The organism is Flavobacterium sp. 28YEA47A (assembly GCF_041262125.1).
Taxonomy (GTDB): Bacteria; Bacteroidota; Bacteroidia; order Flavobacteriales; family Flavobacteriaceae; genus Flavobacterium.
In genome coordinates, this window is sequence record NZ_JBGCCI010000001.1 from 75,043 (window position 1) to 94,540 (window position 19,498).

Genomic DNA, 19,498 nt, shown 5'->3' on the forward strand with positions numbered 1-19,498 from the left:
AATATAAAAATTATGAAATTAGAACAAATTTATACTGGCTGTATTGCTCAAGCGGCCTATTATCTGGAAAGCAATGGTGAAGCGGCTATTTTTGATCCTTTACGCGAAGTGCAGCCGTATATTGACCGCGCGGCAAAAGACAATGCGAAAATAAAATACATTTTTGAAACACATTTCCATGCTGATTTTGTTTCAGGGCATCTGGATCTTGCTAAAAAATCAGGAGGACAGATTGTGTATGGCCCAACGGCTAACCCTAATTTTGAAGCTATTATAGCTGAAGACGGGCAGGAATTCAAAGTGGGTGCTTATATCATAAAAGCAATCCATACGCCAGGGCATACAATGGAAAGTACGTGTTACCTCCTAACAGATGAAAACGGAAAACAACACGGAATCATTACCGGCGATACTTTGTTTATAGGTGATGTTGGACGTCCTGATTTGGCACAAAAAATGTCAAGCGACCTGACACAGGAAAAACTAGCGTCGTATTTATACGATTCGCTCAGAAACAAAATCATGGTACTCCCTGATGAATTGATTGTGTATCCTAGCCATGGTGCCGGTAGCGCCTGCGGAAAAAACATGAGCAAGGAAACTACCGACACATTGGGCAACCAGAAAAAAACAAATTATGCCTTAAGAGCCGACATGAGCCGTGAAGAATTTACGGCAGAGCTTCTTGATGGTTTAGGAATACCGCCTGCTTATTTCCCACAAAATGTGATGATGAATATTCAAGGTTACGAAAGTCTTGACAACATATTGGAAAAATCATTTAAGCCATTAACTCCAAGAGAATTTGAAGCTATTGCTAACCAATCCGAAGCTCTGATATTGGACGTTCGTCACGAAGACGATTTTGTAAAAAGCCATATCCCAGGCTCTATATTCATTGGCATTCAAGGAGGATTTGCACCATGGGTTGGCGCTTTGATCCGAGATGTAAAACAACCGCTGCTGTTAGTAACTCCGGAAGGAAGAGAAGAAGAAACTATTACCCGACTTTCCAGGGTTGGTTTTGATAACTCATTAGGTTACCTAAAAGGCGGCATTGCGGCGTGGAAAGAAGCCGGTTTTGAAACGGACAGCATCGAATCGATTTCTCCGGAACAATTCGAATCGGAAGCAAATGAGAATAGCATTATTGTCGATGCCCGAAAACCAGGCGAATTTAATGCAGAACATATTGAAAATGCATTAAATATCCCATTAGATTTTGTCAACGAGCAATTATCCGAAGTTCCAAAAGAAGAAAACTTCTACTTGCATTGTGCCGGTGGTTATCGTTCAGTTATCATGGCATCGATATTAAAATCGAGAGGCTACCATAATATGATTAATGTAGAAAAAGGAATGGCGGGTATCCGAAAAACCAGCGCTAAACTGACTGCATTTGTTTGTCCTTCAACCAATAAATAATTCTTAAAATTTAGGCAGTTTGCCACAATCAGATTATAATTTTAAATACTTTTGCTAACTAAATTCAAAAATGAAATTAAAAATGAAAAAAATCCTTTTATTGCTTTCTGTTACGGCATTAATGGTTTCCTGCAAAAAAACAGGTGATGGTGAATATACTATTACAGGTACTGTAACCGGTGTCGAAAATGGAAAAACTGTAATCCTTCAAAAGCAGGATGAAGAAATCATGGGAAAAATGATTCCTGTTGATACTGTAAAAGTCGAAAATGGAAAATTTGAGATTAAAGGTATAGCTACAGAACCATCGATCCACTTTCTAAAAATTGAATCAAAACAAGGACAAATTGATTTCGTTCTTGAAAACGGTGATATTAAAATTGCTGTCGATAAAGACACTCTTGCAAAATCAAAAGTTACCGGAACGTATAACAACGAAGAATTGAGCAAATTCAAACTGGATACTCAAGCTATCCAAAAAGATATGCAGAAAAAAGCTATGGCTTTCCAAGAAGCTAACATGGAGAGAATGACGATGGCACAACAGGCTAAAGATACTGCCGTAATCAATCAGCTGATGAAGGAATATGCAAAAATTCAAGATCCGATTATACAAAAGTATTACAGCTATTCAGAGCAAAATCCAAAATCATTCGTTAGTGCATTAATCACACAAAGCCTTTTCAATACGCCTGAACCAGATTTCGCAAGAATTCAGAAAATATATGATGCCCTTACTTCTGAACTAAAAAATACTAAGCCAGGAAAAGCGATTAAAGAAAAGCTAGATAATCGTTTAGCAGTTGAAATTGGTAAAAAAGCTCCTGATTTTTCAGCTAAAAATCCAGAAGGTAAAACAGTTTCACTAAAAGAATCTTTAGGAAAAGTAACAATTATTGATTTCTGGGCTTCATGGTGCGGACCTTGCCGTCAGGAAAATCCAAACGTTGTGGCATTATACAATGAATTCCACGATAAAGGGCTAAACATTATCGGAGTATCATTAGACAGAGAAGGTGAAGCAGAAAGCTGGAAAAAGGCAATTGAAGCTGATAAATTAACTTGGACACATGTTTCAAATTTGAAATTCTGGCAAGATCCTATTGCTAAAAAATACAACATTACTTCAATTCCTGCGACTTTCATCCTTGATGCATCAGGAAAAATTGTTGCAAAAGACCTACGTGGAGAAGAATTGAAAGCAAAAGTAAAAGAGCTTTTGGGCGCTTAATTCCCTATCTCGAATCAAATCATAAAAATCTCCCTTGTGGAGATTTTTTTATTTTATTCATTACCAATACATTAAAATTTTGTTGTAAAATATCTACTAAAAAGACTTGCATAAACTAAAAACAGTGCTATATTTGCAACCGCAATAAGCAAGGCGGGGGGATACTCAAGCGGCCAACGAGGACGGACTGTAAATCCGTTGGGAAACCTTCGCAGGTTCGAATCCTGCTCCCCCCACAACAAATGCAAAACCTGTAAATTTAGATTTACAGGTTTTTTTGTTTTATATCAAATCGTAACGATTTAAAAAAAAGTACTTAACTTGGTTTTCTAAGAGAAATGATATAAATTATCAAAACCCTGAAGGAATAGAATGCAAAATTTTGTAATTAGAGAAGGACAAATAACCGACTTGACAGAATTGCAAAAACTGTTTGTGGATACTATAACAACAATTTGCACCGCCGACTATGGCACTGAGCAAATCAAAGCATGGACTTCAAGCGTTAAAAACAAACAACGCTGGCAGGAAATTATGACAAAGCAATTTGTTATGGTAGCCCAAGAGGAAAGCAAAATAGTTGGCTTTGCAACACTCAACAACGGCAATTATCTTGACTTTTTATACGTACACAAAGATCATCAGCGACAAGGAATTGCACAACGATTATTCGATACCATTGAAGCCAAAGCAAGACAGCTAAAACAATACTCTTTGGACTCTGATGTTAGTAAAACCGCAAAACCTTTTTTTGAAAGAAATGGATTTAAAATACTTCAAGAGCAGACAAACATAAGACAAGGAGTAGAAATCATAAATTATAAAATGACAAAACAATTATAACTTTAAAAACGGCTGCATAAGATAAACCATACTACCTAATACCTAAAAATGAATGCTAGAATAAAACATGAGTTTTCAGCAAAAATTTGGCTACACTCTGGTCAAGGTGGCTGGCATTTCATTTCGCTTCCAAAGGAGATTGCAAAGGAAATAAGAGATAACCTAAAATCTGAGGAACAAGGTTGGGGACGATTAAAGGCAACTGCAAAAATAGAAAACAGCCAATGGGAAACCGCTATTTGGTTTGACACAAAACACAAAACATATTTACTTCCGTTAAAAGCAGAAATCCGCAAAAAAGAAAAACTCGAAACAAACAAAGAAATTAAAATTACTGTTTGGGTATAAAGCAATAGACAATAAAATGTCCTGTAAAAAATCTTTGCTTATAATGTAACCCATGTATTGATTTTCTCAACACTTTCGGAATAATTAGCAGTCCTCCAAATCTACTATACTCCCTGGCATCCAAACAACTTAAGGCATCAGTAAAAATAGCTATATCTAGCTATTTTTTCGCAATCTCATATTCTATAAATTTAAATAATGAACAGTCATCAATGCAATTTATAGAAAAAGACAGACTTGATACAGCAACTACAAAAACCCTCATTGACGATTGTAACAAAACAAAAACCTAAAAGTCAATAATTATGTTCAACACACTAACCTTACTAACTAGCGGTATAGGCGATATATTCGGCGACCAAAGCTATGCTTCCCTCGGCAATCTCCTTAATATACAGATGAAAATGCTGGAAAATATGTCTTCAAAAATAGATCTCATAAAAAACTCTCTTGACACTATTATTAAGAAGCAGAAACAGATCGAGCAGGAATTACGTGCCACACCATCTAAAACAGTACAAGCCCTCTATGAAAATAACGTGCAAGGCCTCTTTTTGATCTTACGTGAAAAGATGGAAGCATTTATTATTGAAAGGGACAACGGAACATTAACAGACCAAAAAATAAGTTTGATTTTTGATGAAGTACTGCGGGAACTACAATTGGCAAGAGGAAAGATTATGTCTGCCAATAGTTTTATCAATATCCCCTTAATTGCCGTATGCCTCAATTTTGAAATCCTCTGTATGGTTTTTGCAACACAACCCTATTCTTACATGACAGTCGTGCTTCAATCCTATAAGAAATGGTTTGCCTCAAACTTGGAATATGTAAAAACTGAAGAAAATGGAGAAGAGAAGGGTTCTGAACTAATGTTGTACTTCAAACAACTGTCAGCTATACAAAATGATTTATTTAATGCGCTGTCATCAAAATATGTTTATACCAAAACCAGGACAATTATAAAAGCGGCGGAAGAAGATGGAGCAGGAAAATATGCTCCGATTGCAACGCAAAGCTACGAAATACACTTCAAAAAATTTCTTTTAAAACCGGAGATCGACCAGTCAGAACTTGATAAATCACCTTCGGTTTCTGTGCTTCTAAAAGAAAACTATCTGACAGAACAGCAGATTTTTCAAAAGCTAACCATTGATACTAATTATAAAACTTATCAATATAGCATAAAACCCAAAGATAAGGATGCTAAAATCAAACCCATTAAAATTAATGAAGGGTTCATCGTTGAAGAAAGTCATACCGACTTAATAGAGGCAATGGATAGTAAAAACGAAACACCCAACAATAATAAGCCTACAATACCTGATGGATGGAATGAAGAGGCCAGCCAATACAATAAACAGGGAGAAAAGCTCATTATGTATGCCGCATACATAAAAGGCGCTACAGATGCCATAAATGTAATTGAAAGAATACTGCAAGAAAAGAAATATCCTAATATAAATACCGCTACATCTTTCTACTTAGAATACAACCAACTTGCCAATCTCAATTCCAAACGAGTTGAAATCTGGCAGTCAAAAGTAAGCGAATATCTCGACCAGCTGGCTGATGCAGAGGAAAAAGAAAAAATTGCTGCGATTAACAAACAGATGCAAGAATTAAAAGATTCCACAAAGAATATCCTGGAGGAATATGCCATTGCACAGGCAGAATTCAAAAAAAACCTACCAAAGCCTCTCTTTGAAGAAATTATAGCTGCCATTGACTCTCTAGGCAAAGAAATCGAAATAGGAATACAAAATATTGGAAATGAAGCGGAACAATTTGGACAGAATCTTGGAAAAAATCTTGAAAAGGGAATACAAGACATTGGAAAACAATTAGAAAGAGATACACAGAATTTAGGCATGCTGGTTGAGGCCTCCGTAAATTTTGTAGGTGACCAGATTATGGTTTATGGAAAAATACTATCAAATGCAGAGAAAAGAATACGAGAAGGCAAAATAATCGATGCTATCTGGCACTGTTATACAGATTCTCTAAAATATCAGGATGAAAATCTGGCAAAAGCGGTACAAAAATCTTCTCTACTCAATGCAATAGCCTCATCTGCTGCCTCCATATATGGAGGTCCGGGCGGAGCAGCAGCCTATGCAGCCTGGTACACCTATAAGCTAACCAACGATTTGGAATTGGCTTTAAGAACGGGCATCATTACAGGACTTACATCCTATTCTACAAAAGCATTAAACGCAACAGGCGGAACAATATTAGAACCAGACGAACTACTTAAGCGCACTATAGCAACTTCTGCTATTGGAGCTGTGTCTATTGCCGCGAGCGGAGGAGATGAAAAAGCGATAATTGAAGGTTTTTTAAAAGGCATGGCACTTTCCCTTGCAAGCAACCATTACAAGAAACTGACCGAAGCTGATATTGAAGGAAGGGCTCCAACGCAAGACCCGGTATTAAAGCTAAAATTAGACTACACTGACGACAAATACTTTATACTAAGAGATTCGGCAGACAGAAGTATACTCAAAACAGTGCAAGGGCCTGGAGGCTTTATGTATTTTGATTTAAACGATGGATACGAAACCCTTTCCTTGAAAGAGCTTGGAAGAAGCGTATCGGTTGTCGGGTTAGCCTCAGCTACAGATAATGGATTCCAGATCTTTTCTGAAACAGCTATTCCTATGAGGCTGTTAGCCACAATTCCTTACATGAACGATATGGCATTTTTTCACGATTTGTGGTGTGACCAGTTTGGAGGATTAAATAACTTCGAAACGGCGGTTACTATTCTTCCTGCAACTATACTTACAGTCGCCGGAAGTCCTACACCTCTATTGGAACAGATAAGCAATCTTGCTATTGAAAATAAGAATAAGCAATTATAGTTTGAATATAATATGCAATATTGACTGTAAGGCATTATCTATTTTAAATGCTGAAAACGGTTGGCTAAAAACAAATAGAAGCTGACTAAAATTATACCAACAAAAAAGCCCGAGGAAATCCTCAGGCTTTTTTATTATTCTATTTGATTATTAGTCCAAAGAGAAGCTTATTGTTACGTTTGCCGTAATATCAATTTCTCCAATTGCTAACGTTTCTCTTGGCATAGAATCCTCAGCAGCACCAGCCTTCATAGCATACATTACCGGAACTGGATAGTGTGTTTGAGAATTATCAGAAACCATTATAGCCTTACCTACTTTTTGGTTTAGTGCAGAAGCATAATCCATAGCTTTGTTTTTTGCATCGGCTACGGCAGCTCTTCTGGCTTCAGATTCATACTGTGCTACTTTAGTAGACTTGAACTCTACTCCATTAATGTTGTTGATTCCTGTATCAACCAACCCCATCATCAAAGTATCATACTTAGACAGATCCTTAAGTGTTACTGTAATTTGCTGAGATGCTACATAAGTGTTTTTCTTTTTGTTGTAATCGTAGCTTTTTTGCAAGTACACCTGTTTTGTCTGGTAGTCAGATGCAGGCAATTTAAAACCTTTTAAGTATTTGATTACTGCATCAACAGTCACATCATTTTTCTTTTTGACTTCTGCTGCATCAGCTCCTGTGTTTTCAACACCAATAGAGATGATGGCATAATCCGGCGTTACTTTGATTTTTCCTTCTCCAGATACATTGATCTGTGGAACTTGTTTAATTTCCTGTGCCTGTGCGGCTGTTGCAAAAATGGTCATCAAGATTAAAATTGTTTTTTTCATAGTGTTTTGTGTTTATTTTTTCTGAGTATTTTCAAATTACGTGCCAATATCAAAATTACTTTCTGATTTTTGAAAATAATTTTTGCAATACCACTATAAAAATACAAGTTTTTAAAATAAAAAGAATAAAAAGTTAAGAGCTTTCTCTATTAAATTTACTTAAATAAATAATTTAAAGCGGAACTTCAAATTGAAGTTCCGCCTTTTTTTGCATAAAATGAAATTCGACAAAGTCAATCCTTTCGTGTGCAAATAATTATATTTCACAAGTTTTGCTCTTGTAGCTTGGCAGTATATTTTCATACTTTTGTTTTCAAAACATTTGGCTAACAAAAGGTAAACTACGAATGAATAGTTTGCACAAAGTCGGGAGACATTGAGCAACACGGGGAAACACGACTTGACTTGAGATTAAGCCAGCCGTAAAAATAAAATGGACAAAATGAAACACATTTAACAAATAGAAACTATTCTTTACGTAAATAACCAACAAGCCGACATTGACTGACATATAATTGCATTTGCCGAAAAACTGAATAACAAATAAACTGAAAGCAATCAGGCTACAGCTAACAATGACTTATGACTTACATTTTACAAGCATTTATAACAAAAAAATCTAATCATAAAATTTTGACAAATTCTTATAAGAACGCAACTGCGGTTGATATCGGACACGAATTGTCATTAATTCCTTTTACGACAGAGTTATTCGATGAAATAAATAAACTAACAGAATCAAAGCCAATTGGAAAATTTGATTACCTGACCGAAAATGTTGAAGTCGAATTATTAAAGCAGGTTGGAGACATTAAATTTGCATATATTGAAGCAGATTATTTTGGTGGAGAAGGAGGACAAATAGCTGTAATTTGGGAAAACCAAAAAAGGATTTATTTATCTGAATGGGGAGATTGGGAAATAAACAAAGTTTTAAAAGACTTTGGCATAATTGCAAAAGATGGAAAAGACGAGTTTGACACAGTTGGACTTGGACAAAATAGACGAACTAACGAATGGCTAAACGAAAGTGAATAGAAAGCGAACGTATAGCAAAGATTTACAAAAATCGTTACCTGACTTTTTTGACAATCTTTATAAAAACTTAGTATTCAACCGATACAGCTTTTGCTTGAAAACTTTAAAATAAATAACTAATTATTTTTAACCTTAAAGCTCTGAAAGTTAAGCGCTATAAAATCCAGAAAGCACAAAACAAAATTTTAGAAAAAAATTACAATTTCCCCATTTTTGCCATAATAAATAATATGACAATTGGAATTGCCAGTATAATTACCGTAGAAGTATTTTCGGAAATAATAACAGGCGCTCTTGACAAAGTAATGATATAACCGCCAATAGCACCTCCAAAATGTGCCGTATGCCCAATATTATCGCTTTTGGATTTCATTCCGTAAATGGAATACAAAAGATAGATAATACCAAAAATATAACCCGGCATAAAATAAATTTCCAAAGCAGGCTGTACTAAAATAGCTGCATAAACCACTCCTATTACCGCTCCTGAAGCTCCAACAGCTCTGTAGCTGTAATCATTTTTATGCAAGGCCATAGTCAATAAGTTACCTAAGATAAGACTACCGGCATAAATCATAAGAAAAGTAAACGAACCCAATCCTGAAATCACATAAGGAGCAAAAAGGTAAAGCGTTAGCATATTAAAAGCCAAATGGGCAATATCTACATGAAGAAATCCTGACGAAAACATACGGACTTGCTCACCGGCTCGTATACTGCCTACGTGAAATTCATATTTCCTAAAAAAAGACAAATCGTTGAATCCTTTGAAACTAACAATCAAATTAAGGGCAATGATAACGATAAGAAAAATATTCATAAGTGGTGATTTGAGCGTAAAAATACAAACCCTTTCTTTATCAATTGTAAAAGCACTATACTATTTAACAGCTTTAGCCTTATATTTGCATAAAATATTCCTCGAATGCAATTACTACTTTTTATTTTCCTCTACCCGTTCTTGTGGCTGATGTCTATATTGCCTTTCAGAGTGCTTTATTTTTTCTCTGACTGTGTCTATGTTTTGGTATATTACATTATCGGCTATAGAAAAAAAACAGTTCGCGAAAATCTCGATATTGCCCTTCCTCATCTTTCTAAAGAAGAAAAACGCATAATAGAAAAAAAATTCTATCATCATTTCTGCGATAATTTTGTCGAGATGATAAAGACAATGACTATTTCAGATTCAGAAATTGAAAAACGTTTCAAGTTCACCAATCTCGAAGTATATCTTAATATGGAACAAAGAGGAAAAAGCATCGCCCTATTTTGTTCCCATTACGGAAGTTATGAATGGCTGATTTCGATGAACCGAAAAATTACTTTTAAAGGTTATGCCATCTATAAAACAATACGCAACAAATATTTTGATAAGCTGGTAAGAAACATACGTGCAAAATTCCATGCACATCTTATTGATACAAAGGAAACCATCAATGTCATCCATGAAAATCAAAAAAATGATATAAAAGGCGTGTATGGCTTTGCTAGTGACCAGTCTCCTAAAGCATCCAAAGCTTTTCATTGGGGAGAATTTTTTGGCGTAAGCGTACCAATGCATACGGGAGCCGAAATGATTGCCAAACGAATGGACTTGAATGTAATTTTTGTGGATGTGGTCAAAACCAAACGCGGTTACTATGAAGCCACTTTTTCAGAAATGGTTGATAACCCGAAAGAAGTTCCAAACTACCAGATTTCCGATATGTTTCTTCGTATGGTAGAACAGCAAATCTTAAAAGCTCCTGAATATTATTTGTGGACGCACAAACGCTGGAAATTCCGCGACAAATCTCCTAAATAGCGCCAAACCACTGTTTCACCAAATCCTTTTCAGGGTTTGAAGCGTTCTTATGAGTAAACTCGTTTGAATTTTTATGGTATTCATACTCTCTAGCCCATTCCTCGTGGTTTTCGGCTACAGCTTTGATACTTTCGCACACAAATTGAATTTCAGCATTTGTAGTTGTAGGGTGAATGGACATTCTAATCCATCCCGGCTTTCTGATTAAATCTCCGGCCGTAATCAAATTCGTAAGGTCGTGTGATGTTTCTTCATCAACATGAAGTAAATAATGGCCGTAAGTTCCTGCACAACTGCAACCGCCTCGGGTCTGTATTCCGAATTTGTCATTTAACAGCTTAACTCCCAAGTTGAAATGCAATCCGTCTATATAAAAAGAAATTACGCCTAGCCTGTCCTTATGCTGGTCTGCCAAAATATTTATATTGGGAACAGCGCCCAGTTCAGAAAAAACATAGTCAATTATTTCATGCTCTCTTTTTAATATATTCTTCACGCCCATTTTTTCTTTGAGCTTAACTGCCAAGGCTGTCTTGATGGCCTGAAGGAAACCCGGAGTTCCGCCATCTTCACGCTCTTCAATATTATCAAGATATTTATGCTCGCCCCAAGGATTTGTCCATGAAACCGTTCCTCCACCCGGATGATCCGGAATCATGTTCTTATATAGTTTCTTATTAAAAATCAGAATTCCTGAAGTACCAGGTCCGCCAAGAAATTTATGAGGAGAAAAGAAAATAGCATCCAAATAGGCTTCTTTATCTTCCGGATGCATATTGATATCAACATAAGGAGCTGAGCAGGCAAAATCTACAAAACAAACACCGTTGTTCTGGTGCATTAATTTTGCCACTTCATGATAAGGCGTCCTGATGCCTGTTACGTTCGAACACGAAGTAATGGAAGCAATTTTTAGCGTATGGTTTTTATATTTATCTAAAAGCGCCTTAAAACTGTCCATACACAGCAAGCCTTTTTCGCAAGCCGGAATAACTTCTACTTTAGCAATGGTTTCCAGCCATGAAGTCTGATTGGAATGATGCTCCATATGCGAAACAAAAACAACTGGTCGCTTCTCGTCTGGAATAGCTGTAAACTCACGAAGGTTTTCAGGAATTTTCAATCCCAGAATTCTTTGAAATTTATTAATAACGCCGGTCATACCGGTTCCATCAGCAATTAGTATATCATCTTCATTTGCATTGACGTGCTTTTTGATAATATGTCGTGCTTCATGATAGGCCATTGTCATAGCCGTTCCGGAAACAGTCGTTTCGGTATGGGTATTTGCTACAAACGGCCCAAAATCATTCATAAGCTTTTCCTCTATCGGGCGATAAAGGCGGCCACTCGCCGTCCAATCCGTATAAATGATTTTTTTTTTTCCAAAAGGAGAAATAAATTCCTGGTCAATTCCTATAATATTGTTTCGGAATTGTTGAAAATACTGTTCAAGTTCGGTTGACATTTCGGTTGTGGTCATTATGCTATTTATTTGCTCCAAAGATACTATTTTTTGCCGATTCCAAATCATGTCAAAAAACAGAAATATCAAAATTTGTTATTTTTCCCGTAACATAAAAACGCTAAAACCTTTCATAAAATTGGCTCTTTTATGATTTTTTTGATACGAACTATTTTTTTCTCCCCTATTCTATCCCAAAGCTATTTTTTTGTTAAAAATTTGATTTCATTTTGCTTCCTGTTTTTTATATAAAATCTTCATTTTAAAGCAATTTAAGCTGGAAAAAACAAGGATTCCTGCCTTTTCTGAACTATCTTTGTTAGGCTAAATTGAAACTCTTATGGATAATTTAGATGCTGCTAGAATGCAGATGGCATTCACCCTTATTTTCCATATCGTCTTTGCTTGTATTGGAATGGTGATGCCCTTCTTTATGGTAATTTCACATTACAAATGGTTAAAGACAAGAAAGCCTGTCTTTCTAAAACTGACAAAATCCTGGCAAAAAGGCGTCGCTATTTTCTTTGTGACTGGTGCTGTTTCAGGCACAGCCTTATCCTTTGAGCTGGGATTGTTATGGCCTGAATTCATGAAACATGCCGGCCCTATTATCGGGATGCCTTTTTCTCTCGAAGGAGCTGCCTTTTTTGTTGAAGCGCTGGCCTTAGGTTTTTATCTATATGGTTGGAACAAACTCCCTGAAAAATTCCATTGGCTAACAGGAATTATCGTGGGACTTTCCGGTGTTGCTTCTGGAATTTTAGTAGTTTCAGCTAACAGCTGGATGAACGCTCCATCCGGTTTTGACTACATAAATGGTGAATTCCTCAATATCGATCCGCTAAAAGCTTTCCTTAATCCGGCCTGGTTTACTCAGGCATTACACATGACCCTGGCTGCTTTTGTTGCCACTTCTTTTGCGGTAGCAGGAATTCATGCCTGGCAGATTTATAAAAACAGAAATACAGAACTTCATCTTGAAGCCTTTAAGATAGCCATTGTTTTTGGAGCTGTCGCAGCCTTGCTTCAGCCTTTGAGCGGCGACCTTTCTGCCAAAGACATTGCCAAGAGACAACCGGTGAAACTGGCAGCCTTAGAAGCCCATTATGAAACCGAAAAAGGTGCACCTCTGTATATTGGCGGAATTGTAGACGAAGAAACACAAACCGTAAGTTATAAGATCGAAATTCCGAAAGCGCTTTCATTTTTATCTTTTGGAGATTTTAATGCTGAAGTAAAAGGCCTGAATGATTTTCCAAAAGAAGACCATCCGCCGGTTGCTATCACCCATTATGCTTTCCAGATTATGGTTGGTTTGGGAACGCTGCTTATGTTTTCCGGTCTGCTTTATTTTATCAGCCTTAAAAAGAAAAAATGGCAGGCTTCTAAAAAATACTGGCTGTATTTTGCCTGCTTGGCGCCAGTTGGCTTTTTAGCACTGGAAGCCGGATGGATTGTTACGGAAGTAGGTCGACAGCCCTGGATAATCCACAATGTGATGCGTACAAAAGATGCCGTAACGCCTATGCCGGGAATGATCTATAGCTTTTATCTGTATGTGATATTATATGCTATCCTTTCCGTCGCGGTGACCTGGCTGATGATACGCCAAATTAAAGTACTTAATAACTCTGAAAACTAAAGATCATGTTATACGTTGTCTTATTTTTTACATTGTTTTCGTTTTTCCTCTATGCTTTGCTGGGCGGGGCAGATTTTGGTGCCGGAATATTGGAACTGTTTTCGTCAAAAGACCATCAGGATTCCATCAAAAAAAGAGTATATAGCGTCATGGGTCCTGTATGGGAAGCCAACCATATCTGGATTATTATCCTAATCGTAATCCTTTGGATTGCCTTTCCCGGGTTTTACAATATCATCATCATTTACCTTCATATTCCGCTAACATTAATTTTGCTGGGAATTACGCTTCGCGGTGTCGCCTTTGTCTTTCGCCATTATGATGCCGTAAAAGACAAGTCGCAGTTGCTATATGACCGCATGTTTGAATTTTCATGTCTCGTTACTCCTATTTTCCTGGGTATGACGTTTGGAGCCTTAATCAGTGGTAAAATCATTCTCCTTGAAAACCATCCCGATGCTGATTTTGCTTCGGTCTACATAAAACCCTGGTTACAGCCGTTTCCTATACTAACAGGTTTCTTTTTCAGCGCTTTGTGCGTTTTCCTTTCCGCCACTTTCCTAATTGGCGAAGCTACAGAATACGAAAGAAGGATGTACATCCGTAAAGCCGGAATAGCCACTTGGGTCGTTGTTATTTTAGGCTTTATTACTCTTGCCGTGGCTTATTTTGAAGAAAACAAATTTGTTCTCGATGTACTTAAAAATTATTATGCAGTTGGTGCGGTAATATTATCCGGATTACTGCTCATTCCGTTATGGAAAAGCATCCGTAAAGGAAAGATTGTATGGTGCAGGTTTTTAGCAGGATTACAGGTTTTGTTGATTCTTACCGCTGCAGTAGGAGCCCATTTTCCAAACCTCATCATTACCGAAACAGGGCAAATCAACCTATTGGATAATATGGCACCCGAAAGCACTATAACTATTTTGGGCATCTCACTGATAATTGGCGGACTGATAATCCTTCCCGGTCTTTTTCATTTACTAAAATCATTCAAGATGATTAAGATTCTTGAAAATGAGGAAAATTAAAAAGGTCTGCCTTTGTGCAGACCTTTTAAACTATAGACTTTCCTCTATCAACTATCAACTAAAAAGACTATTCACTAAAAAATAAACTTAGTGCTTAGGAAATTAGATTTGTCAGAATTCACAATCTCATTAATCAATTCCTTATTGGCATCATTCATTTTAAAAGCTACTAACGAACGAATAGAAAAAGAACGGATAGCATCCGGAATAGACAATGTACCTTCGGCACTGTCTTTTCTTCCCGTAAAAGGAAAAATATCCGGTCCGCGTTGCGACTGACTGTTAATATTGACACGGCTAACCTGATTGACTAATGGATCGATAAGCGAACCTACTTCAGAAGCATCCATGCTAAAAATACTCACCTGCTGTCCGTATTGGGCATCAATCAAATACTGAATTACTTCTTCAACATCATCAAAAGGAACAACCGGAATAATAGGTCCGAATTGCTCTTCATGATAGAGTTTCATTTTTTCATTTACAGGATAAACCACTGCCGGATAGAAAAAAGAAGCCTTTGAAACACCTCCGTTTTCATTTACGACTTTAGCACCATGCTCTTCTGCATCCTTAATGCAATTATTTAAATAATCTATTTTATAAGGCTCAGGAAGTGGCGTTAAAGATACTCCATCTTCCCATGGAAGTCCGAATTTCAAATTACTTACAGCCTTACTAAATTCGCTCAAAAACTGGTCGGCTACACTTCGATGAACCCATACAATTTTTAAAGCCGTACAACGCTGCCCGTTAAATGATAATGAACCTGTAATAGTTTCTTTAACAGCCAAGCCGATATCTGCTTTTGAAGTAATGATTGAAGCATTTTTTGCATCAAGACCTAACACCGCACGAAGACGATTTACTTTTGGATGCTGCTTTTTCAATTCATTGGCTACCTTGCTGGAACCTATGAGTGTCAATACATTAATTTTTCCAGAATGCATTAATCCCGGAATAATATCGCTACCTCTTCCATAAATAACATTGATAACGCCTTTTGGAAAACTTTCCTGAAAAGCTTCCTGTAAAGGATAGTGCAGCAGGGTTCCAAACTTAGGCGGTTTAAACAGTATGGTATTCCCCATAATCAACGCCGGAATCAGGGTTGTAAAAGTTTCATTTAACGGATAATTAAATGGTCCCATACAAAGTACTACTCCAAGTGGAGAACGACGAATTTGTGCGGCTATACCTTCCGCAATTTCAAAGCGTGAAGAATCCCTATCAAGGTTTTTTAGCGAATCTATTGTCGCATAAATATATTCTACTGTCCTGTCAAATTCTTTTATTGAATCGGCATACGATTTTCCAATTTCCCACATAATGAGCCTGACAACCATTTCCTTTTTGGCTATCATCCTGCCCGTAAACTGCTCAACATGATGAATCCTTTCTGATACGCTCATTGTTGGCCATTCACCACGCCCATCATTATAAGCCGCTACAGCAGCATCTAGCGAAGCCTGAGCTTCTTTTTCCGTTCCTATCGGATAGCTTCCTATTAATTTGGGTTGCAGTCCATTGGCAGTTTTTGTATAGATTGGCGAATAGACTTCATGAACTTCTCCCGTCCACTTCTTCATTTCTCCATTGCTCAGGTATTCTTTTTGGTGGATTTCTTCTATTCGGAACTGTTCCGGAATAGCGCTTTCTTCAATAAACAGACTTTCCAGAGATTCCTCAAAAGACCTTTTGTTATTATCCATAAATTCTAATTTTAAAGGAATTAATGATACCATTTTCTTTACGTAAATATACTCAGATTTCATGAGAAGTATGATTAACCCAGTATTATAATTTGCTATAACATCATAACAATTTCCATTAGAAAGGCATTTTTATTTTTTACAGACTGCCACAATTCACCTATTTATTTTATCCGAAACACAATACACATTTAGTATATTTGTGTTAATCAATAAGACGGAAGCAGCCATGAATTTTAATTCCATAGCTCCAACATTACAGCTATCGGCATTTGTAAAACATATCGAGGTAATCACCTCGGGCGCTTCTTTACAATCTGAAAGCTACTTGCGTTTTTTTGCTGATGGTTGTCCCGGTATTATTTTCAGCCAATCTGATGGAGGCTTTTTTACAAACGCCTGTAATGAAAAGCTTTCCAGTTTTTACCTTTACGGACAGACGATAAAACCAATCAATCTTTTTTCTTTCGGGCAATTCACTAAGATTATCTTTTACCTAAAGCCACATGTACTGAGTGCGCTTTTTAAAATCAATGCCAGTGAAATTACTGATACCTGTCTGGATATTTCTCTGTTACAGCCAAAGGCGACTCCTATTCTGTTGGAAAAATTATCAGAAACTGCTTCCATTGAAAACCAAATCAGGCTTATCTCAGATTTCCTTACTTCTATAGCATCAAAAGACAATTCCAACCTGATATTGCAACACGCTACAGAAACAATTATCCGCTACAACGGCAAAGTCCTTTTAACTGATTTACATAAAAAATTCGATCTGTCTGAGCGCACATTCGAAAGAAAATTTGAAAACTCTATTGGTGTATCTCCCCGCCTCTTTGCAAGAGTTTGTCAATTTCGCTCAGCGTTAACACAACTTCATTCGTATGATTTCACCAAACTTTCTGACATTGCTTATGAAAACGGTTTTTCAGACCAATCGCATTTCATACGCACTTTTAAGGAATTTACTGGTGTAACTCCCAAATTATACCTGTCGGAATTTGAAAATAATTTTGCTATACAGCCAGTCGTGTCGGTTTGATTCTATTTTCTTTATGTGATTCTCGGCAACTTTGCTAAAAAAAAACATGAAAACAGTCATACACATTGGCCTCTTAATCGTAAGCACCTGTCTGGCTAAAGCTCAAAACAACACAGCAGAAAACGGCAAAGATATTTTTGAACACAAATGCCAGAGATGTCACGGAAGTGATGGCACAAAAGGTCTTTTTGGAGCAAAAAACCTTCAGACTAGCCGGTTGGAAAACATGGAGATTATTTCAATAATTTCCAAAGGCAGAAGAGGTATGCCTCGTTGGGAGAAAAGATTATCACCAACAGAAATAGAATCTGTTGCAACCTACATAAAAACACTACGAAAATAAAAACGAAAATCATGAAAAAAACGACTATGGCAGACCTTACTTTAATCATTTCAACTATGATGCTCGCCCTGATAGCAGGATTATTTTACAGCTACTCCTGTTCCGTAAATCCAGGATTGAACCAGTTAGGAGATTCTGAATATATTGCAGCAATGCAATCCATTAACAGGGCTATCTTAAACCCTTTGTTCTTTTTGAGTTTTATGGGAACGCTATTATTTCTTCCCGTCAGTCTGTTTTTTAATTTTACAGCTTGGGATTCTCCAAAATTTCTGCTTTTGCTTGCCGCTTTTATATTATATGCCTGCGGTACTTTTGGTGTCACGATTTTCGGGAATGTACCATTGAACGATGCGCTCGCTGCATTTCCTTTAAAAAATTCATCAATAGAAGAAATTAGCTTGGCTCGTAAAAATTTCGAAATTCCCTGGAATAATCTCCATACCATCCGAACCATTGCTTCAGTAATTTCTTTACTTTTGGTAATCATAAGTCTTACGATACAATCAAAAACTACAGAATTAATTACTCCATAAATAACCGACTCCTATGAGTGCCCTAAAAGACATTTATTCTCCTATTTTCTATGACAGGCTTGCCGACGTTTTAGTACAAACCGTTCCTTCTTTTGAAAAACAGCGCTTTATTACACAAATTTTTGATGATTCATTTTCGCAAAAAGAACTGAAAGACCGCATGCGTCACACAACAAAAGTACTGCATAATTTTATGCCCGATGATTTTGGAAAAGCTACTGATATCTTAGAGAAAACCATTCATCTGCTTCGTAAAAATCACCATGGAGAAGACAGCCTGGCTTATATATTTCTTCCGGATTATATCGAAACCTACGGACTGGACGATTATAAAAGTGCCGTAAAATCCATCGAATTTGTAACACAGTTTATAACCTGTGAGTTTGCAGTAAGGCCTTTTATCATTAAATATGGCAGTGAAATGATTAACCAGATGGAAAAATGGTCGTTACATGAAAGCCATAAAGTACGGAGATTGGCCAGCGAAGGAAGTCGACCGAGGCTTCCTTGGGCTATGGCTTTGCCAGAACTAAAAAAGAATCCGGAAGCCATATTGCCTCTTTTAGAAAACCTCAAAAACGACCCGTCAGAATATGTACGCCGCAGTGTGGCTAATAACCTCAATGATATTGCCAAGGATCATCCGAATATAGTACTGGTTATAGCTCAAAAATGGAAAGGCCACAGCAAAGAAACCGATGCCATCATAAAACACGGTAGCCGTACGCTGCTCAAACAAGGACATCCCGAAATACTAGGACATTACGGACTGGATAGCAAAGGCCTTGAAATTTTCAATTTTAAGATCACCACGCCAAACGTAAGATTGCCGGAAAGCCTTGAGTTTGAATTTTCTGTCACAAACACCAATGCCGAATCCAAACACATTCGTCTGGAATATGCCGTTTATTACAATAAAGCCAACGGCCAATTATCTAAAAAAGTCTTTAAAATAAGTGAAAGGACTTATCTTTCCGGACAAAAAGAAATCATTAAAAGAAAACAGCCGTTCAAACCCATTACAACACGTAAATTTTATCCCGGCCTTCATAAGCTCTCTCTCATCGTGAATGGAAAAGAAAGCAGCCCAGAAATATTCCATCTACTTGACTAAAAAACAATCTTATTTATTTTTTTTAAAGACCCATCATGGGTCTTTTTTATTTATACTGATTTTCGCATTAAAAGATTATATGCCTTATAAAAATCACTAAATGAGAATAGATATTTTCATTATCAAAATCAACATAAATAGCAATATTCATTTGTTAATTATTTATTTTATAATAATTCTTCAATAATTTTTATTTAAATTTGAGATACCTACAAAT

Annotated in this window: 17 protein-coding genes and 1 tRNA gene; 14 read left to right on the top strand and 4 right to left on the bottom strand. The window is 36.7% G+C overall.

Going from position 1 to position 19,498, the window contains the following annotated elements; all coding sequences use genetic code 11:
* Window positions 1–12: 12 nt before the first annotated feature.
* From ABH942_RS00340 to ABH942_RS00365, 6 genes are all read left to right on the top strand, one after another.
* Window positions 13–1,425 (top strand): rhodanese-like domain-containing protein, encoded by a 1,413-nt coding sequence (locus tag ABH942_RS00340; RefSeq protein WP_370028861.1) that lies wholly within the window; start codon window positions 13–15, stop codon window positions 1,423–1,425.
* Window positions 1,426–1,507: 82 nt separating this feature from the next.
* Window positions 1,508–2,656 carry a redoxin domain-containing protein gene (locus ABH942_RS00345; RefSeq protein ID WP_370028862.1) on the top strand — a complete coding sequence of 383 codons (1,149 nt, stop codon included), beginning with the start codon at window positions 1,508–1,510 and terminating at the stop codon, window positions 2,654–2,656.
* Between the two features lie 155 nt (window positions 2,657–2,811).
* A tRNA-Tyr gene (locus ABH942_RS00350) sits at window positions 2,812–2,892 on the top strand.
* Between the two features lie 136 nt (window positions 2,893–3,028).
* Window positions 3,029–3,499, top strand: coding sequence for a GNAT family N-acetyltransferase (locus ABH942_RS00355; protein WP_370028863.1), 471 nt, complete (start codon window positions 3,029–3,031; stop codon window positions 3,497–3,499).
* A gap of 48 nt (window positions 3,500–3,547) precedes the next feature.
* A complete protein-coding gene (locus ABH942_RS00360) occupies window positions 3,548–3,847 on the top strand; it encodes a DUF1905 domain-containing protein (RefSeq protein WP_370028865.1) in 300 nt (99 codons plus the stop codon).
* Window positions 3,848–4,152: 305 nt separating this feature from the next.
* Entirely contained in the window at window positions 4,153–6,711 is a 2,559-nt protein-coding gene (locus ABH942_RS00365; protein ID WP_370028867.1) for a hypothetical protein, read from the top strand.
* A 150-nt stretch (window positions 6,712–6,861) separates the two neighbouring features.
* Here the strand turns inward: ABH942_RS00365 and ABH942_RS00370 are convergent, their stop codons facing one another.
* Window positions 6,862–7,548: an SIMPL domain-containing protein gene (locus ABH942_RS00370; RefSeq protein WP_370028869.1), complete on the bottom strand. Its 687-nt coding sequence runs from the start codon at window positions 7,546–7,548 to the stop codon at window positions 6,862–6,864.
* A 633-nt stretch (window positions 7,549–8,181) separates the two neighbouring features.
* Here ABH942_RS00370 and ABH942_RS00375 point away from each other — a divergent pair.
* Complete coding sequence (locus ABH942_RS00375; protein WP_370028871.1) at window positions 8,182–8,586, top strand: hypothetical protein; 405 nt, start codon at window positions 8,182–8,184, stop codon at window positions 8,584–8,586.
* A gap of 196 nt (window positions 8,587–8,782) precedes the next feature.
* Here ABH942_RS00375 and ABH942_RS00380 read toward each other — a convergent pair whose 3' ends face one another.
* Window positions 8,783–9,406: a rhomboid family intramembrane serine protease gene (locus tag ABH942_RS00380; RefSeq protein WP_370028872.1), complete on the bottom strand. Its 624-nt coding sequence runs from the start codon at window positions 9,404–9,406 to the stop codon at window positions 8,783–8,785.
* A gap of 105 nt (window positions 9,407–9,511) precedes the next feature.
* Here ABH942_RS00380 and ABH942_RS00385 point away from each other — a divergent pair, with 105 nt between their 5' ends.
* Window positions 9,512–10,393, top strand: a complete 882-nt coding sequence (locus ABH942_RS00385; RefSeq protein WP_370028874.1) for a lysophospholipid acyltransferase family protein — start codon at window positions 9,512–9,514, stop codon at window positions 10,391–10,393.
* On the opposite strand, the gene ABH942_RS00390 is transcribed toward ABH942_RS00385, so the two are convergent.
* Window positions 10,386–11,876 carry an aminotransferase class V-fold PLP-dependent enzyme gene (locus ABH942_RS00390; RefSeq protein ID WP_370028876.1) on the bottom strand — a complete coding sequence of 497 codons (1,491 nt, stop codon included), beginning with the start codon at window positions 11,874–11,876 and terminating at the stop codon, window positions 10,386–10,388. The genes ABH942_RS00385 and ABH942_RS00390 overlap by 8 nt on opposite strands.
* Window positions 11,877–12,198: 322 nt before the next feature.
* Between ABH942_RS00390 and ABH942_RS00395 the strand changes: the two genes are divergently transcribed.
* Window positions 12,199–13,500, top strand: a complete 1,302-nt coding sequence (locus ABH942_RS00395; protein ID WP_370028878.1) for a cytochrome ubiquinol oxidase subunit I — start codon at window positions 12,199–12,201, stop codon at window positions 13,498–13,500.
* Between the two features lie 5 nt (window positions 13,501–13,505).
* Window positions 13,506–14,534 (top strand): cytochrome d ubiquinol oxidase subunit II, encoded by a 1,029-nt coding sequence (locus tag ABH942_RS00400; RefSeq protein WP_370028880.1) that lies wholly within the window; start codon window positions 13,506–13,508, stop codon window positions 14,532–14,534.
* A 74-nt stretch (window positions 14,535–14,608) separates the two neighbouring features.
* Here the strand turns inward: ABH942_RS00400 and ABH942_RS00405 are convergent, their stop codons facing one another.
* Window positions 14,609–16,246 carry an NADP-dependent glyceraldehyde-3-phosphate dehydrogenase gene (locus ABH942_RS00405; protein ID WP_370028882.1) on the bottom strand — a complete coding sequence of 546 codons (1,638 nt, stop codon included), beginning with the start codon at window positions 16,244–16,246 and terminating at the stop codon, window positions 14,609–14,611.
* Window positions 16,247–16,475: 229 nt separating this feature from the next.
* Here ABH942_RS00405 and ABH942_RS00410 point away from each other — a divergent pair, with 229 nt between their 5' ends.
* Genes ABH942_RS00410 through ABH942_RS00425 form a run of 4 tightly spaced genes read left to right on the top strand, consistent with a single transcriptional unit; the run spans window position 16,476 to window position 19,281 of the window.
* Entirely contained in the window at window positions 16,476–17,288 is an 813-nt protein-coding gene (locus ABH942_RS00410; protein WP_370028884.1) for a DUF6597 domain-containing transcriptional factor, read from the top strand.
* Window positions 17,289–17,334: 46 nt separating this feature from the next.
* Window positions 17,335–17,631 carry a cytochrome c gene (locus ABH942_RS00415; protein ID WP_370028886.1) on the top strand — a complete coding sequence of 99 codons (297 nt, stop codon included), beginning with the start codon at window positions 17,335–17,337 and terminating at the stop codon, window positions 17,629–17,631.
* A gap of 11 nt (window positions 17,632–17,642) precedes the next feature.
* Window positions 17,643–18,167 carry a DUF1772 domain-containing protein gene (locus ABH942_RS00420; RefSeq protein WP_370028887.1) on the top strand — a complete coding sequence of 175 codons (525 nt, stop codon included), beginning with the start codon at window positions 17,643–17,645 and terminating at the stop codon, window positions 18,165–18,167.
* Between the two features lie 13 nt (window positions 18,168–18,180).
* Window positions 18,181–19,281: a DNA alkylation repair protein gene (locus tag ABH942_RS00425; protein ID WP_370028889.1), complete on the top strand. Its 1,101-nt coding sequence runs from the start codon at window positions 18,181–18,183 to the stop codon at window positions 19,279–19,281.
* Window positions 19,282–19,498: the final 217 nt, after the last annotated feature.

Excerpts from the sequence above, each read along its gene's own strand:
- ABH942_RS00425 (WP_370028889.1), top strand. The coding sequence starts at position 18,181 with ATGAGTGCCCTAAAAGACATTTATTCTCCTATTTTCTATGACAGGCTT.
- ABH942_RS00340 (WP_370028861.1), top strand. The coding sequence starts at position 13 with ATGAAATTAGAACAAATTTATACTGGCTGTATTGCTCAAGCGGCCTAT.
- ABH942_RS00365 (WP_370028867.1), top strand. The coding sequence starts at position 4,153 with ATGTTCAACACACTAACCTTACTAACTAGCGGTATAGGCGATATATTC.
- ABH942_RS00420 (WP_370028887.1), top strand. The coding sequence starts at position 17,643 with ATGAAAAAAACGACTATGGCAGACCTTACTTTAATCATTTCAACTATG.
- ABH942_RS00400 (WP_370028880.1), top strand. The coding sequence starts at position 13,506 with ATGTTATACGTTGTCTTATTTTTTACATTGTTTTCGTTTTTCCTCTAT.
- ABH942_RS00405 (WP_370028882.1), bottom strand. The coding sequence starts at position 16,246 with ATGGATAATAACAAAAGGTCTTTTGAGGAATCTCTGGAAAGTCTGTTT.
- ABH942_RS00395 (WP_370028878.1), top strand. The coding sequence starts at position 12,199 with ATGGATAATTTAGATGCTGCTAGAATGCAGATGGCATTCACCCTTATT.
- ABH942_RS00390 (WP_370028876.1), bottom strand. The coding sequence starts at position 11,876 with ATGACCACAACCGAAATGTCAACCGAACTTGAACAGTATTTTCAACAA.
- ABH942_RS00360 (WP_370028865.1), top strand. The coding sequence starts at position 3,548 with ATGAATGCTAGAATAAAACATGAGTTTTCAGCAAAAATTTGGCTACAC.
- ABH942_RS00370 (WP_370028869.1), bottom strand. The coding sequence starts at position 7,548 with ATGAAAAAAACAATTTTAATCTTGATGACCATTTTTGCAACAGCCGCA.
- ABH942_RS00345 (WP_370028862.1), top strand. The coding sequence starts at position 1,508 with ATGAAAAAAATCCTTTTATTGCTTTCTGTTACGGCATTAATGGTTTCC.
- ABH942_RS00355 (WP_370028863.1), top strand. The coding sequence starts at position 3,029 with ATGCAAAATTTTGTAATTAGAGAAGGACAAATAACCGACTTGACAGAA.
- ABH942_RS00380 (WP_370028872.1), bottom strand. The coding sequence starts at position 9,406 with ATGAATATTTTTCTTATCGTTATCATTGCCCTTAATTTGATTGTTAGT.
- ABH942_RS00385 (WP_370028874.1), top strand. The coding sequence starts at position 9,512 with ATGCAATTACTACTTTTTATTTTCCTCTACCCGTTCTTGTGGCTGATG.
- ABH942_RS00415 (WP_370028886.1), top strand. The coding sequence starts at position 17,335 with ATGAAAACAGTCATACACATTGGCCTCTTAATCGTAAGCACCTGTCTG.
- ABH942_RS00410 (WP_370028884.1), top strand. The coding sequence starts at position 16,476 with ATGAATTTTAATTCCATAGCTCCAACATTACAGCTATCGGCATTTGTA.